The following is a 16,577-nucleotide window of genomic DNA, read 5'->3' as shown; positions in this document are numbered from 1 at the left end:
TGTATGCTTTTGCTGCCATTTGGTAGGCAAGAGGCTGATATGGGAATTGCAGGACCGGATGTAAATCTTTCTGTGAAACGTTTGCATGTAGCTACGCCATATCTGATCGAACAGGATTGGGCTGCTTATACGTCCGAGCAGCATTCGATATGGGCTGAACTGGTCAGTCGCAGAATGCCACAACTACGCCAACATGCCTGCAAAGAGTATCTGGAAGGCTTTGAACAGATCGGCTTGCGTGAAGATCGATTGCCAGATCTGAAGGCTGTCAGCTCAAGGCTCCAGCCTCGAACAGGATGGCAATCGACGCCGGTCAGCGGGTTCCTGCCTCCCGATGCATTCTTTGAGATGCTGAGCGCAAGAATGTTTCCAACGACTACCTGGTTACGAGGAAGGGATTCGTTGGAGTACACACCGGAGCCAGACATCTTTCACGATGTCTTTGGCCATGTGCCGATGCACGCTCATCCCGTATTTGGCGATTTTCTGCAGCACTATGGGCAGGTTTGTGCAGGTCTGATGAATGATCCGGTTGCGTTGGAACGAATGGGGCGAGTTTTCTGGTTCACGGTGGAATTCGGCGTAATTCGACAGAGCAGCGAATTGAAGGTGTATGGCAGCGGACTTATCAGTTCACATGGCGAATGTACGCGTGTGCTTGCTGGAGGATGTGAGGTGCGCGACTTTGATCTTGATGCTGTGATGAATCAGAAATTTGATACAGGTGCGATGCAACCGGTACTCTATGCCGTCGAATCCTTTGATCAAATTTATGAAGCAACGAAAGAGGCAGAGGTGCGTTTGAAATAGACTCTGTGTGCCAAATACCGGCAGCCACCCATGGATGAAATACCGCTCAGTATTTGACAACAATCTCACTTGCCCCTACGATCAACACATCCGAGATGAATCATAGCGATCACAACTATGAAGCAGTTTCGTTCTGCTCTTCGTCATGCGCTCCCAGCGCTGGCTGTTCGTGTTGTCGCTGATTCCTCTCCCTTCTCCTTCTAAATTTCAAAGTATTGGCTGAACCTGCGGTCGTGTCGTTATGTGTCTGTTTGCGCATAATGGACTGCTGTTTCCATCGCGTTGGAGATACTGTGTTCTTTCGAAAGTTTTCCCTATTTTTCTCGCTGGCATTTGCTGGCATTGTGTCCTCTGCTTTTGCCCAGGTCGATACAGGAGCCATCGTAGGTGCCGTTACGGATTCACAACAACAACGAGTTGCGGATGCAATCATTCGTCTGAAGAATGAATCCACCGGGGCGGAGCGCGCAGCTACGTCAGATCATGATGGAAATTTCAGCTTCTCTCCGGTTCGAATCGGTTCCTATTCTGTAATCGTTGAGCACGAAGGCTTCGATCGCTATGTGCGCACAGGAATCTCTATCAATGCGCAAACCACGGCACAGGTGGATGCGGTGCTTCGCATCGGTTCCGTGAGTCAGACCATTGAAGTGGCTGCAGGAACACCCCTGCTGGAGACACAGACATCATCCCTGCAGCAGTTGGTGAATGGGCGCAGTATTACGGATCTTCCGTTGAATGGCCGTAATGTGACATTTCTGGCGCAAACTGCACCGGGCGTAACTTTTGCGCAGGCGGACTCTCGTGGACTTTCGGCGAGTGGTTCCTTCAGCGCAAATGGTGCTCGCCGTGGACAGAATGATTATCTGCTGGATGGAATTGACAACAATGCAGCGATTGCCGACTACGTGAACCAGACTCAATATGTCATCATGCCTCCACCGGATGCGCTGCAGGAATTTACCGTGCAGACGAATAATTATTCGGCAGAGTTTGGTCATTCTGCAGGGGCTGTTCTGAACGTATCGACAAAATCTGGAGGAGATAACTTCCATGGAGCCGCGTGGGAATTTGTTAGAAATGGAGTGTTGGACGCACGCAACTATTTCGCGACTGTGCCTAAAAAACCGGCTTACCGGCAGAATCAGTTTGGCTTTGCTGTAAATGGTCCGGTTGTTATCCCTAAGGTTTATAGCGGCCGCGGCAAAACCTTCTTCTTCTTTGACTATCAGGGGACGCGCATCGCACAGGGCAGCAGTAAGGTGGTCACGGTTCCAACCGCTGCACAAAGGTCATCTGGATACACCAATTTCTCGGATCTGATCGCACTTCAGAGTGGAACGCGGACAGATGCTCTGGGTAGGGTTCTTCCAGTGGGAACGATCTTTGATCCTGCAACTACGCGTGCAGTCGCAGCGGGCGCGCTTGATCCGACGACAAACTTGATTGCAGCCTCAACGGGTTATGTGCGTGATCCGTTTTATCAGGGATCGCTCGTCAACCAGAGAAGCTTCACCAGCGATTCCCAAAAATCTCTTTTGAACCAATTGCCGGCCACTAGGCTTAGCCCTTCGGCGATTGCACTGTTGAATCTCTATCCTTCGCCGACAGGTGCGGGGATCACGAACAATTACAGCTCTTTCCCAAACATAACCAATAACAGCGACGGCTTTGATCTTCGTATCGATCAACATTTCAGCGAGCGAGATTCTGCGTTTGCGCGTTACAGCTATCTCAACACAGATCAGCTCAACCCAGGCCCATTTCTGGGCATTGCGGATGGGCAGTCCAGCCGCCCTGGCAATGGATCAACGCAAGCCCAAAACGTAGCTGTTAGCGAAACGCATATCTTCACTCCAAATCTGGCGAATGAGGCTCGGTTTGGCTACAGTCGTGTCGCTGATGTTCGTCGCCAGCTCTTCGCAAATCAACTTGGGATCCCCGAGCAATATGGGATTGGGGGAATTCCGCAGTTTGCAGGGAATGGTGGTCTACCAACGCTGTCGTTTGGAAACCTGGCCAATCTCGGGCAATCCGGGTCGTTGCCCAGTAATAAGGCCAGCATCATTAATCAGTTTTCGGATAATGTTACGATCTCCCGCAATCGGCATGTCCTTCGTACCGGCGTTCTCTATCAGGACATCTCTTATCCGACCTCAACCCCTTCAGCATCTCGTGGTTCATTTGGTTTTAGCGGAATCTATACGTCCATGGTCAACCAGACGGACGGATCCACGGATCGTGCTCAGTTTCTACTCAATCCAACCGCAGCTACGGTGTCTGGTGGAATTAACAACGTAGGAGGAGCCAATAGCGTCAGTGCATCCAGCTTCCCGCCGATCAGCAACCTTCACCGCTGGTACGTGGGAGCGTACTTGCAGGATGATTGGCGTGCCACTTCCAAGCTTAGCCTCAACCTGGGACTTCGTTGGGAGTACTACGGGGTTCCAACGGAGCGCGATGGACGTCAGGCCAACTTTATCCCTGGCCCTCTAAGTAATCCGAGGATAGGAGCGAGGTTTATTGTTCCAGAATCACAGGCCGCGAATGTGCCGCAGGCATTTATTGCGCTCCTGGCAAAAGACAATATCGCTTTTGAAACAACCCGCAACGACAAATTAGGGCATGCGCAAAGAACAAACTTTGCCCCCCGGTTTGGTCTCGCTTATCAAGCGAATACTCGAACAGTCATTCACGCCGGATACGGACTGTTTTATGGCGGCTATGAGAACTATGGCCTCAGCGCCAGTCCTCCGGCGAATTTTCCCTTCAACATCGCGACGAGCTATTCGGCAGCAAATTCAATAACACCACTAGCGCTGGATAATTCCATTGGCACGCTCTCCAACGGACTTACGAATATTCCGTTAAGCGCAGCGAATGCGAACCTGACAAACATCAACCTGCTTGGCCGCCAATATGATTGGCAGAGCGCATATAGCCAGGCCTACAATCTCCAGGTGCAGTATCAGGTCACAGCCACAACCATCGCAAAGGTCGCCTATGCTGGCTCGGTTTCGCGGCACCTTCAGAGCCCCATCAATACGAACACGCTTAACGCCATTCTCCCGGCGACCGCGAATGCCCAGACCAATAGCTTTTTCCCAGACTTTGCACGCGGGGGAGCATTCCTTCTCCCCTCAGCCTCGACAAGTTACAACGGACTGCAAGTCGATATAACGCGTCGTTGGGGCCATGATCTGACGATCGATGCGAACTACACCTGGTCGAAGTGCCTTGGCACTGCTCGCGATCAGCTCGATAACACGATTGGCAGTTATCGTGCTCCTTACGTACCGGGGGCCGGAATTGGTCTGGATTATGCCCGCTGCGATACGGACGTTCGGAATATCTTTCATGCGAGTGGCACTTACGAGCTTCCTCTAGGGCATAATCAGCGCTTTCTAACCCAGGGACCTGCATCGGCAATTGCTGGAGGGTGGTCACTGCAGTGGATTGCAACCGTGCAAGATGGACAGCCATTTACGCTCGGATGCAGCGTGACCACGGCTGCTGGGCTGGGATGCAACGCGCTCAAAGTTCCAGGACAGAATCCCTATACAAATTCAAACCGGGTAGCACATTTTCTGAACGCAGCTGCCTTCGCCAATCCTGCATCGACAGCGACTGGACTTGCTGCACTAGGCGGGTCGCCCACCCAGGTATCAGGGCCAGCCTATCGAAAGCTGGATCTTTCGCTCTTTCGCAGGATTAACCTTGTCGACCAAACCCACCTGGAGCTTCGTGCTGAGGCTTTCAACATTACGAATACGCCGAATTTCTCTGCTCCGGGAAGTTTGAACTTTACCTCTCCCGCAACCTTCGCGATGATCACAAATACGCGAGACAACGCAAGACAGCTGCAGTTCGCTGCAAAAATCTACTGGTAGGAGTTTTAGAAAAATGTCAGACCATGTACAAAGCCGCAGGAGCTTCTTTAAGGGAACCATGGCAGCGGCGATGACCACAGCAGTTCCTGCGGTTGAAGCGCAAAGGAAATCGGTGTTGTCATCAGCGCCTGCGAAAAAGCCCAATATTATTGTTTATCTTGCGGATCAGTTTCGTTGGGACTTTGTTGGAGCGAATGGACGGAATGGCTCAACACATACCCCGAACATCGATGCTCTTGCTGCACGCGGAAAGAACTTCACGCATGCTGTTACCAACCAGCCTGTTTGCGCTCCTGCGCGTTCGGTTCTCTTCACCAGCCGTTATGCCACAGAGACAGGCGTATGGCACAACGGACTGGCCTTGGATAAATCCCTACCGACATTAGCAGGTGAGTTACGCAAAGCCGGTTACACGTCGAACTACATTGGGAAGTGGCATCTTGCTTTGGGAAATCCCAAGCTGGGCGGCGATCCTGGTCCTGTGAAAGCAGAAGATCGCGGAGGATTTTTAGATCTATGGGAAGGCGCGAATGCTCTTGAGCATACGACTCATCCCTACGAGGGAACGATCTGGGATCAGAACAATCAGCCGATATCGTTCAAGGATGAATATCGCGTCGACTTCCTCACAGACCGTGCAGAACGATTCCTCCGTCAGAAACAGGAAAAGCCTTTCTTCCTCTTTATCTCTCAGCTTGAGCCTCATCAACAGAACGACCTTCAGCGTCCTGTTGCACCAAAGGGTGCAGCAACGCGATTTGTGAATTCTACGGTTCCGGAGGATCTTCGTGCGCTGCCCGGTACATGGCAGGATCAGTTGCCGGACTATTACGGATGCATCGAGGCGATTGATTCTTCCGTGGGAAGGCTTCGGCGTGTACTGGAAGAAGAGCATCTCGCCGACAACACCATCTTCGTCTTCATCAGCGATCATGGTTGCCATTTCATGACACGCAATCAAGAGTACAAGCGGAGCACGCATAACAGCTCCATTCGTGTACCGCTGATCATCGATGGGCCCGGCTTTCAAGGGACACAGCAGATTCCAGAGCTGGTTGGCTTGATTGATGTTGCTCCCACACTACTCGAAGCAGCAGGTGTGCAGGCTCCTACGTCCTGGAAGGGACGTAGCTTCTTTCCTCTAGTCAATGATTTTGAGGCACGACAGCACTGGAATAATCAGCAACTGATCCAGATCAGTGAGTCCATGACCGGACGAGCTATTCGTACTCCGGACTGGACCTACTGCGTAGCCGATCTCTCAGGAGACACAAAAGAAGCTGCGGCGAAGACATATCACGAATATCAGTTCTACGATCAGCGTGCAGATCCACATGAACTAGTGAATCTTGCTGGACGCAAAGAATATCGTGCCAAGGCAGAAGAATTGAGGGAGCAATTAAAGAGGCTGCTGGTTGCGGCGGGTGAATCGGAGCCGGAGATCGTTCCGGCTAAGTTGTATCCATAGGTGGATGAATCAAAGGCGGCAGGAGTTCGATCTCTGCCGCCTTTGATTATTTTTTATATTCGTACGGCTTGGTATTGACCGGCTCGTTATATCGGATGTGATTATAGGTTGCAGTACGGTAGTCGCCTGATGGGGTAAAGAACTGTTGCTTGAGCGAAATGTCACGATTCAGATCGACCCAGATCACAACGTGACTGAACATGTTTCTTACGGTGGGATCCTTGGAAACCAGGTTCAGTTTGGCTGTAGGAACATTTGTGCTGCCATCTGAAAGCTGTTCTGTACCGAGATAAGTGACGGTCCAGGCCTTTACGAGATCGCTTCCGCTGCCTCCAAAGCCTAGTGTGAGAAAACTCTCGAATTGATTTTTATTCTGGCCTGCAGAATAAACCTTCAGATCTTTTGTCGAAGGGTCGAAAAGCGCAAATTTGTCATTTTTATATGAGAAAAATCTAGCGCCGGGAGGCAGGATTTTTGCTCCCATCTCCAGCTTTGATCCGTTCTTCTTGAAGTAGATACTTCCGTGTTGTGTGGTGGTCTCTTTGACCACAAGCTCGTAGAAATCCCATTGGAAGTCAGCTTCAGCAGATTTAAAACGAATGCTTGCGGCATCGAGCTGCCGAATCGCCTGGTCTAACTCACCAGGTTTGGTCTGCGCACATAAAGTCCATGGGGCAGTAAGAAGAAAGATGGCTGCCAGGTGGCGAAGTTTCATCATGCGAGTCTATTCTCCGGGCTGTTAGATGCACATAAGCGAAGCGGATGCCTCTTCGGCGGATCAGCGTGTGATCCAGGCGTCATAGGCGATTACATGACCTTGAGCATCGCGTACGGGTTCATAACGTTGCAGAGTAACCTCACCTGCAATTGGCTCAACGATGCGCAGAATGGCAGAACGAATGGCAGCATCGCTTTGATCTCCATCTGTAGAGCGATCGATATCATCAGCTCGAATCTGATAAAGAAAACGGCTGGAGTCGTCTGTCGTCCCCGCTTCTTTAATCAGGACCTCCGAAGAATGGAGTGCCACTGTTTCAACCGGACGATCTTTGAAATCAATGAAGCGCGGTCCGAGAAACAGAAAAAGCAGGATGAGAGTCACCATAACGTCATAGTGGAGACTTCCGCGTTCATAGGTCCACCAGAAGTAGGAGCGAAGTGTTTTCAGCATCAGGCTTTCTCCTGACGGTTGATTGTAGTTTCTCCATTCATATAAGGAACAAGAGCTTCAGGAATGCGAATGGAGCCGTCTGCCTGTTGGTAGTTCTCGAGAATAGCAAGGTACGTTCGTCCAACGGCCAATCCTGAACCGTTGAGCGTGTGAAGGTACTCCGATTTTTTACCACCGACAGGCCGGAAACGAATGTTCGCCCGCCGGGCCTGAAAGTCCGTGAAGTTCGAGCAGGAACTGATCTCGCGATAGAGTTCCTGTCCGGGCAGCCAAACCTCAAGGTCATACGTCTTGGAGGATGCAAAGCCCATATCTCCAGTGCAAAGAAGCATACGCCGATAGGGAAGTCCCAATCTCTCGAGAACGGTTTCCGCGTGACGCGTAAGTGCTTCGTGTTCTTCCGCCGATTTCTCAGGAGGTGTAAATTTAACCAACTCGACCTTCTGGAATTGATGTTGACGAATCATTCCGCGGACATCTTTGCCATAGCTCCCGGCTTCGCTACGGAAGCAGGGCGTATACGCGCAGAAGGAAATGGGAAGTTGTGCTTCGTCCAGCGTCTCGTCACGGAAGAGATTGGTCACTGGCACCTCGGCCGTGGGAATCAGCCAGTGATCGCCATCCTGCAACTCTCCGGTATAGGGGCCTTTGTCGTCGCAATGAAAGAGGTCTTCAGCAAATTTTGGAAGCTGCCCGGTACCGAAGAGCGAGCGGGAGTTGACCATGTAAGGCGGCAAAACCTCGGTGTAGCCATGCTCGCGGGTATGCAGATCCAGCATGAAGTTTGCCAGTGCTCGTTCCAGGCGAGCTCCCGCTCCAAAGTGAACAACAAAACGGGAGCCTGAGAGTTTTGCCGCTCGATTAAAGTCTAGGATATTCAGTGCTTCGCCAAGTTCCCAGTGCGGTTTCGCCGCGAAACTAAACTCGGGTTTTATGCCCCAGACCTTTTCTTCGCGATTGGAGTTTTCATTCGCACCTACCGGAACGGAGTCCTGTGGAAGATTGGGAATCGCCTGCAAAATAGATTTCAATCGTTCGTCAGCAGCGGCAGCGCGAGCCTCTAGGGTATCCACCTCGGATTTCAGCGTGCGGGTTTCTTCAGTCTGAGTAGTCGCATCTGCACCCGATTTGCGTAGCCTGGCAATCTCTTCGGTGAGTTTATTGCGACGGGCCTTGAGCGTCTCGACCTGTGTAATCGCATCTCGGCGTTCACGGTCAATAGTGGCAAAGTCACCAAGAGCGACAACGGGATCCATACCGCGGGCGCGCAACTTCTCTTCTACCTGGGGCAAGTTTGCCCGGACGAATGCAAGATCGATCATTTGCTTCTATTTTAGCGGGTTACCTCGGAAAGGGAGAGGTGGGCCTGGTTGCTTCTGGCGGAGAGGTATGTTTTCCTGATGCGGATGCGAAAAATTGCTTCCGCCCTGTTCTCTCTCGCTCTTCTTGTGCCTGGAACGACTCGTGGGTATGCCGATGCATATCATGCCAAGCCGAAGCTGGTTGTGATTTTGGTGATCGACCAGTTCCGCGGGGACTATCTGGATCGTTATCGGGACGACTTCAAGACGCCCAACGGATTCAACCTGTTTCTCAAAAAAGGCGTTCATTTCACGGATTGCTACTACGATTATGCCAACCTTGTGACTGCTGCTGGCCACACCACGATTGGCACGGGAAGCTATACGGATGGCCATAAGATCCCTCTCAATGAATGGTGGGAAAAAGGGCCGGATGGAAGGCTCAGGCTCGTAAGTTCGGTGAGCGACGATCGCTATAAGCTGGTTGGTGTACCCGCAGGCGGCGAGGTTTCTCCCGGTGCTTCACCCCACCGGGAAGCGGCTTCAACGTTGGGTGATGAGCTGACCCTGGCAACCCAGGGACGGGCAAAGGTCTTTGGCATCTCCTTCAAGGACCGTGCCGCGATTATGACCTCCGGCCACGCAACCAAAGGGGCATTCTGGACCGACCATGACTCCGGAGCATTCATCACCTCGACCTACTGGATGCAGCAGCTGCCTGAATGGGCCAGTGCATTCAATGCCAGTGATGAACGTGCCAGAATTCGTCATGCTGCGGGCGTACCCACAGGCAGTTTCTATGAGGAAGTAGGCCAGAAACCCGCAGCAGTGCAATACACCATCGACTTCGCCAAAGCACTGGTCAAGAACGAGAACCTTGGCAAAAATGATGTCACCGATATGCTGACGATCTCGATCAGCAATACGGATATCCTCGGGCACAAGGTGGGGCCGGATTCTCCGAAACAGCGAGAGATGATCGACGCTGTCGATGTATCGTTAGACGACTTCTTTACCTTTTTGGATAAACAAGTGGGTCTTCAGAATGTCGTCGTTGCCCTGACGGGAGATCATGGCGTAGCTCCCACCATGAGGGCAGCAAATGACGCCCAGATGCCCTCGGCGGCGATCAAAAGTGCTGCTCTTCTGAAAAGAATGGAAGCGATTCTCGATAAAAAATGGCCGATTGAAAATGGAGAAAAAGGGGGCGAAAAGTACATCCTTGGCGGAGAGTACCCCTATATCCAGCTCAACCAGGATGCATTTGAGAAAGTCCATGTAACGGAGCTGGAAGCTGAAACAGCCGCAGCAGAGGCTCTGAATCAGGCTCTTCAGGAAAACGGCTCCGAATTTGCAGTGAAGAGTTCCAAGCCGGCAGTCCCTTCAACGCGTTTGGCGGATCCATTAGGAGTGGGAAGTGTGTATCCCGTTGCGAAGATGCGAAATGGTGAGATTCCTGATACCGAGCTGGGACGGAGGATCCTTCACAGTTATTCCCCGTATGTGGGATGGGCGATCTTCCTGAATTTCAATGCATTTCAGTTCGCCGGATCGGAGATGGGTGCGACTCATTATTCGTCCTTTGCCTATGATAGGCATGTGCCTTTGGACTTTTATGGCGCAATGTTTACTCCGGGAACTTATCATGATCGAGTGGCCCCTGTAGATATCGCCGCGACCTTTGCCTCGATTCTCCGGGTGAATCAACCCTCGAGCGTTGAAGGACGGGTGCTGACGCAGGTGATGAAGCCGGATACGGGTACAGGAAATATCGCTCGCCCCGTCGCCACTCGAAAGGGTACGGAAAAGTGAGTTCGAACAACCCGGATATGAAAGTGAGCGTAGCTGGAGTCGAGCTACGCTCGCCGGTCATCGCAGCCAGTGGGACCTTCGGCTACGGTGTGGAGTTCGAGGATATTGTCTCGCTCGACCGTATTGGCGCCTTCGTTACAAAGGGGCTCTCCAAAGAACCTATGCCAGGGAACCCTACCCCCAGAATCATTGAGACCGCCGCCGGGATGATCAACGCGATTGGCCTGCAGAATATGGGGGTGCGCCCCTTCGTAGAGGAAAAGCTTCCGAAGCTACGCCAGCTCAAAGGCGCCGTGGTCATCGCAAATGTTTTTGGCTACACCGTTGAGGATTGCCTGGAGGTGATTCGTATCCTGAATGACGCCGAAGGCATCGTCATGTATGAGCTGAACGCTAGTTGCCCCAATACCTCCCATGGGGGAATGGTCTTTGGCACAGATCCAGATTTGCTCAAGGAGTTGGTCACTCGAACGAAAGAGATCTCTAAAAAGCCCTTGATGGTGAAGTTGTCCCCAAATGTGACCAGCATTGGAGAGATGGCAAAGGTCGCGGAAGAGGCTGGGGCCGACGCGGTTTCTCTGGTGAATACCTTTGTCTCCTTGGCCGTTGATATAGAAACCAGAAAGCCAAGGATCGCAAACGTAACCGGAGGTCTCTCCGGACCAGCGATCAAACCAATCGCAGTCCGTATGGTCTATGAAGCTGCTAAAGCGGTGAAGATTCCCGTCGTCGGTATGGGAGGAATCGTCCGAGCAGAGGATGCCGTCGAATTTATGATGGCAGGGGCTACAGCGGTCCAGGTGGGAACTGCCAGCTATGCCGACCCCAGGGCCGTGGAAAACATCACCAACGGATTGAAACGATGGTGTGCAGTCCATCAGATCGAACATGTGAAATCTCTCACAGGTTCTGTCATTCTGTAGAGATAACCAGTCAAAACAGTTTTGGCGGTTACCCGCTTTGGCGCGGGGAATCGAAGCAAAAAATCAGATGATCGTCGCATAAAATAGGGAGTGATGACCTCACATAGCGCTCCCTCTACTGTCTCGGCTGATCTTCGTCCTATTCGTCGCGCACTTCTCTCGGTTACTGATAAGACAGGGCTTATCGACTTTGCACGTGCACTCTCTGGGCATGGTGTGGATTTGGTATCGACTGGCGGAACGGCCAAGGCCCTACGCGATGCTGGTCTGAACGTGAAAGATATCAGTGATTTAACCGGATTCCCCGAGATGCTCGACGGCAGGGTGAAGACCCTGCACCCCAAGGTGCATGGAGGAATTCTGCATATGCGAGGCAATCCGGAGCATGTGGCGGCAGTCCAGTCACATGGTATCGAGCCGATCGATATGGTTGTGGTCAACCTGTATGCCTTTGAGAAGACGGCTCAAAAAGCAGGGGTCGCATTTGCTGATGTGATTGAGAACATCGATATCGGTGGACCTTCGATGGTTCGTTCAGCAGCAAAGAACTTTGAGGATGTGGCGATTGTCACTGCGGTTTCGGACTATGAGGCGCTCGTTCAGGAACTGGCAGCAAATCAAGGGAGCTTGAGCCGGGCTACTCGGTGGAGGCTGGCGAAGCAGGCATTTGCAGTCACAGCTGCGTATGACGCGGGAATTGCTTCAACCCTCGAGAGCATTGAAGTTCCTTCGGGCCCCGCAGCGTTTTCCCATGAACTTCCTCAAACGCTTAGGATTATCGATCCGCTCGCTCAGACACTGCGTTATGGAGAAAACCCACATCAAAGAGCGGCGTTATATGTCGATCGGAGTGGAAAGGGCGTAGCGGCAGCCCAGCAGCTACAGGGTAAAGAGCTTAGCTATAACAACCTGGTTGACCTGGATGCTTGCTGGGAGCTGGTGAGTGAATTTGATATTGCGTCCGAAGCGGCGGTGGCAATTATCAAACATACCAATCCTTGTGGAGCATCTACGGGAGCGACAGTACTGGAAGCCTATCAGCGCGCTTTGGAGGCCGATCCAGTTTCGGCATTTGGCGGCGTGATCGGGATCAATCGTACGGTGGATGGAGCGGCCGCAGAGGAAATTGCGAAGCTGTTTGTTGAGGCTATTGTGGCTCCTGATTTCACCCCGGAGGCACTGGAACGGTTCGCTGCGAAGAAGAACCTGCGATTGGTAAAAATCGTCCCGGCCGATACGACGCGAGTGGTCAAACAGGTTTCCGGTGGCCTGCTGGTGCAGGATGCAGACCGTCTGCGGATTACCGAGGCGGAACTAAAGGCGGTTACAGATCGCAAGCCCACGCCGGAAGAGATGCGTGCACTGCTGTTTTCGTGGCGTGTCTGCAAGCATGTGAAGTCCAACGCCATTGTGTATGCGCGATATTCGAATGGATATGGCCAGACCGTAGGGATTGGGGCTGGACAGATGAGCCGCGTGGATGCGGCAAGGTTCGGCGCAATGAAAGCCGCACTGCCGCTCAAAGGCACAGTTGCAGCCTCAGACGCGTTTTTCCCATTCCCGGATGGCTTGGAGGTCATCGCCGAAGCCGGTGCGACAGCGGTGATTCAACCGGGCGGGTCGGTGAAGGATGCAGATGTGATTGCGGCAGCCAATCGGCTTGGTATCGCGATGGTTTTGACGGGAGTTCGCCATTTCCGGCATGGGTGAGGTCAAAAGCAATATAATCCGCCATATCGGGGAGCGGTTCAAACGGGTCAGTTGCAGCCAATCCGCCTTAGCCACCGTCTAAATGAGGTGATTTTGTTCGACTCTAAAGTCCGTTATGATCTGTTGTTAGGCTTCGGCGGCACAGGAATTTATCGATGACAAAACCTCTTTCGCGTGCCTCCAGTTTCCTGTTTCTTTCTGCCGCTGTGGCTTTCGGTGTTCCGGCTGCATGGTCACAATCTTCTGTTTCTGCTACATCGCCCCATTCGGCTGTGGATCGCAGCTCGGCGTACTATCACGCTGGACTGGCCCACCTTTATGAGGAGATGGCGGTCACGGCTGGGCGGCCGGATTATGCTACTCAGGCGATTGAGGAATACAAGCTGGCAATGGACGCCGATCCGGATTCCACAACCTTGCAGGACGGGCTATCGGAACTTTATTTCAAGCTGGGGCGGATTCGAGAGGCAGTTACCTCGGCTCAGGAGCAGGTGAAGAAGAATCCAGATGATGTTGCTGCTCACCAGTTGCTGGGTAAAGTCTATCTACGGTCGCTTGGCGATATGCAGGGGCAGCAATCAGGGCAGATGCTCAAGCTAGCCATTGGCGAGTATGAAAAGCTGGCGAAGTTGAAACCCGATGATCTTGAAACACAGTTGTTGCTCGGGCAACTCTATGGGTTGAACCACGACTCCGCTAAAGCAGAAGAGCAGTTTAAAAAAGCACAGAAGCTCGATAGCGGCTCTGAAGAAGTCGTGTTGAATATGTACCGGCTCTACACGGAACAGGGAGATTATGCTCGTGCAGCAGACGTTCTGAGCTCTATTCCTGAAGCGGACCGAAGCTCACGGATTGACTTCGCATTGGGAGCTGCTTACGACCAGTTAAGGAAGGGCAAAGAAGCGATTGCTTCCTACCGCAGGGCTTTGGACGATGATCCGGAAAATGTCGATGCTCAACGCGGCTTGGCAACGGCCTTACTGCGAGACGGTCAGCTCGATGAGGCGTTGAAGATCTTCAATAACATCGTTGCAGCAGAACCGCAGGATTCTCAGTCTCAGATTAAGATTGCAGATATTCAACGACAGCAAGGACACTATGATCAAGCGTTGGCTACGCTGGAAAAGGCGAAACCACTTGCTCAGGATTCCATAGAACTTAATTACAATGAAGCGCTCGTTTATGACTCTTTAGGGCGCTATGATGATGCGATTCATACGCTGAAGACTCTATTGGACGGAACAGCTCATCCTGATGGTCAATACTCAGATCAGGAAAAGGGAAACCGGTCAATCTTCCTGGATCGTTTGGGGATCATTTACCGGGAGCAGAACAAGACGACGGAAGCTGTTGACACCTATAAACAGATTGTTTTGCTCGGTAGCGATTTTGCAAAAAATGGCTATCAGGGGCAGGTGGATGCTTATCGCGATGCTCATCGATGGGCCGAAGCTACAACCGCAGCTTCTGAAGCGGCCAAGGCTTTACCGAAAGACCAATCTGTTCAACTAATGTACGCAGGTCAGCTTGCAGATACTGGAAAGGTTGACGAGGGGATTGCCCTAGCAAAAGCACAGTTCTCTTCTACTGGAAATCAGCAGGATGATCGAGAGGTTCACCTTGCACTCGCCAATATCTACACGCGGCTGAAACGTTGGGAGGATGCCAACAAAGAGTTGAGTGCAGGAGAGAATCTCTCTCCGAAACCTGAAGAAAAGCTCTACGTCTATTTTCTGAGAGGGATCCTGGCTGATCGTCAGAAGCAATATGATGTGGCAGAGGCCCAGTTTCGCAAAGCCCTGGCGATTGATCCTCAGAATGCAACCATTCTGAATTACTTAGGCTATATGTTGGCGGATCGTGGAGTGCGTCTCAACGAGGCTTTGACCATGATTCGTAAAGCCGTGGAGCTGGATCCGCAGAATTACGCGTATCTGGATTCTCTGGGATGGGTCTATTTCAAGACCGGACAATACGCACTCGCCGAAGAGAACATCCGTAAGGCCAATGAACGCAATAGTGGAGATCCTACAATCCATGACCATCTGGGAGAGGTTTACGAGAAGACAGGAAAGCTCAAATTAGCGGTTGAGCAGTGGGAGCGTTCTCTCCATGAGTACGCACGTTCTCTTCCTGCCGATGCCGATCCTGAGGATGTGGCCAAAGTGCAGCATAGGCTGGACAACGCAAGGGTAAAGCTGGCAAAACTGAACACTGCTGCAAAGTAAGCTATCGTTTGGACATGCCATAGAGGAACCGGCATACCCGAAGCGTTTAAGATAGCTATGGCAATCCAGTACACTCATGTTGAATATGACAAAGGATCGCAGACGATGTGCTGTGGCCGGAGATGCCGCAGACCCGCTCACAGCCCGTATCTATCCGGCACCTGAGCGCGCTGGACGAACGGCCTTTCAGCGCGACCGTGAACGTGTGATCCAATCGCGTGCATTTCGAAGGCTGGCGGGGAAAACGCAAGTTTTTACCAGCAGATCGTCCGATCATTTTCGCAGCAGATTAACGCACACGATTGAAGTAGCTGAGATTGCGCGTGCGGCAGCATCGCGATTGGGATTGAACGAAGATCTGGCAGAAACCCTCGCGCTGGTGCATGATATTGGTCATCCTCCATTTGGCCATGCTGGAGAGAGGGCTTTGGATCGATGCCTGCGCGAACACGGCTTGAGTTTTGACCATAACCTTCATGCATTGCGCATCGTAGAACACTTCGAACAGCGTTATGCCGCTCATCGAGGTTTGAACCTGACTCTGGGAGTTCGCGAAGGGATTATTAAGCACTCGAGAGATTACACCGTCGAGGAACATCCTGAGCTGAAGGAGTATTTTTTGGATCAGAGCCCACCGCTGGAGGCACAGCTTATTGACCTAGCAGACGAGATTGCATACCTCACAGCGGACCTTGACGATGGAGTCGAGTCGGGCCTTTTGGAGATTGGTCATATCCGCGACAACGTTGCGATTGTAGGCCGATGTTATCAGAGTGTAGAAGAGAAACATCCGGGAGTAGAAGAGAAGTATCTCTTCCATGAAGCGTTACAGCTGATGCAGAATGTACTGACAGAAGACCTGATCGCAACGACGCGGACAAATACAGAGGCGATGGCAGCGAATTCGCTTGCAGATATTCGGAAGCATCCTAAACGGCTGGCGCTGTTTTCTCAACCGATCGAAGCGGAGCGGCTGCAGGAGAAACGTTACCTTTACGATACGTTATATACCTGCGATCACCTGGAACGGGAGCATGATAAGGCCGAAGAAGTTGTCACGGCACTCTTCAACTTCTGGGTTATGGAGCCAGAAGAATTGCCTCAAAGCTATATCGACGAGTTGGAGAGTGACGGTGTGGCTCGCGTCGTTGCCGATTATATCGGGGGCATGACAGATAGCTTCATCCTGGAACAATATGCGCAGGTCAAGCGAGCGATTCGACGCTGATGCGCAAAGCTTGTTGAGTTTTCAGGCGTTGGAGTA

Annotated in this window: 11 protein-coding genes; 8 read left to right on the top strand and 3 right to left on the bottom strand. The window is 52.0% G+C overall.

The features are described from left to right. Positions 1 to 39 precede the first annotated feature (39 nt). From H7846_RS11380 to H7846_RS11370, 3 genes are all read left to right on the top strand, one after another. Entirely contained in the window at positions 40 to 810 is a 771-nt protein-coding gene (locus tag H7846_RS11380) for a phenylalanine 4-monooxygenase (protein ID WP_186692208.1), read from the top strand. A 293-nt stretch (positions 811 to 1,103) separates the two neighbouring features. Beyond that, a complete protein-coding gene (locus H7846_RS11375; RefSeq protein ID WP_255460578.1) occupies positions 1,104 to 4,700 on the top strand; it encodes a carboxypeptidase-like regulatory domain-containing protein in 3,597 nt (1,198 codons plus the stop codon). 13 nt (positions 4,701 to 4,713) lie between these two features. Next, on the top strand, positions 4,714 to 6,168 hold the full coding sequence (locus H7846_RS11370) for a sulfatase-like hydrolase/transferase (RefSeq protein WP_186692206.1): 1,455 nt from the start codon (positions 4,714 to 4,716) through the stop codon (positions 6,166 to 6,168). Between the two features lie 46 nt (positions 6,169 to 6,214). Here H7846_RS11370 and H7846_RS11365 read toward each other — a convergent pair whose 3' ends face one another. From H7846_RS11365 to serS, 3 genes are read right to left on the bottom strand one after another with little or no spacing between them, the layout of a single operon-like run. Continuing rightward, positions 6,215 to 6,886: a LolA family protein gene (locus tag H7846_RS11365; protein ID WP_186692205.1), complete on the bottom strand. Its 672-nt coding sequence runs from the start codon at positions 6,884 to 6,886 to the stop codon at positions 6,215 to 6,217. Positions 6,887 to 6,946: 60 nt separating this feature from the next. Then, a complete protein-coding gene (locus tag H7846_RS11360; RefSeq protein ID WP_186692204.1) occupies positions 6,947 to 7,339 on the bottom strand; it encodes a hypothetical protein in 393 nt (130 codons plus the stop codon). Beyond that, positions 7,339 to 8,661 (bottom strand): serine--tRNA ligase, encoded by a 1,323-nt coding sequence (gene serS / locus H7846_RS11355; RefSeq protein WP_186692203.1) that lies wholly within the window; start codon positions 8,659 to 8,661, stop codon positions 7,339 to 7,341. The genes H7846_RS11360 and serS overlap by 1 nt, the downstream gene beginning before the upstream one ends. A gap of 78 nt (positions 8,662 to 8,739) precedes the next feature. Here serS and H7846_RS11350 point away from each other — a divergent pair, with 78 nt between their 5' ends. The 5 genes from H7846_RS11350 (at position 8,740) to dgt (ending at position 16,541) form a co-directional block, all read left to right on the top strand. Beyond that, a complete protein-coding gene (locus H7846_RS11350) occupies positions 8,740 to 10,452 on the top strand; it encodes an alkaline phosphatase family protein (RefSeq protein WP_186692202.1) in 1,713 nt (570 codons plus the stop codon). A 17-nt stretch (positions 10,453 to 10,469) separates the two neighbouring features. Continuing rightward, on the top strand, positions 10,470 to 11,375 hold the full coding sequence (locus H7846_RS11345) for a dihydroorotate dehydrogenase (protein ID WP_186696335.1): 906 nt from the start codon (positions 10,470 to 10,472) through the stop codon (positions 11,373 to 11,375). A 93-nt stretch (positions 11,376 to 11,468) separates the two neighbouring features. Continuing rightward, positions 11,469 to 13,085, top strand: coding sequence for a bifunctional phosphoribosylaminoimidazolecarboxamide formyltransferase/IMP cyclohydrolase (purH, locus tag H7846_RS11340; protein ID WP_186692200.1), 1,617 nt, complete (start codon positions 11,469 to 11,471; stop codon positions 13,083 to 13,085). A gap of 155 nt (positions 13,086 to 13,240) precedes the next feature. Further along, positions 13,241 to 15,313 carry a tetratricopeptide repeat protein gene (locus H7846_RS11335; protein ID WP_186692199.1) on the top strand — a complete coding sequence of 691 codons (2,073 nt, stop codon included), beginning with the start codon at positions 13,241 to 13,243 and terminating at the stop codon, positions 15,311 to 15,313. Between the two features lie 76 nt (positions 15,314 to 15,389). Continuing rightward, positions 15,390 to 16,541: a dGTP triphosphohydrolase gene (dgt, locus tag H7846_RS11330; RefSeq protein WP_255460577.1), complete on the top strand. Its 1,152-nt coding sequence runs from the start codon at positions 15,390 to 15,392 to the stop codon at positions 16,539 to 16,541. The last annotated feature ends 36 nt before the right edge of the window (positions 16,542 to 16,577 follow it).

Source organism: Edaphobacter sp. 4G125 (assembly GCF_014274685.1).
Classification (GTDB): Bacteria; Acidobacteriota; Terriglobia; order Terriglobales; family Acidobacteriaceae; genus Edaphobacter.
Note: the sequence above shows the minus strand (reverse complement) of the source record. Positions and strands in the feature narration are given on the sequence as shown.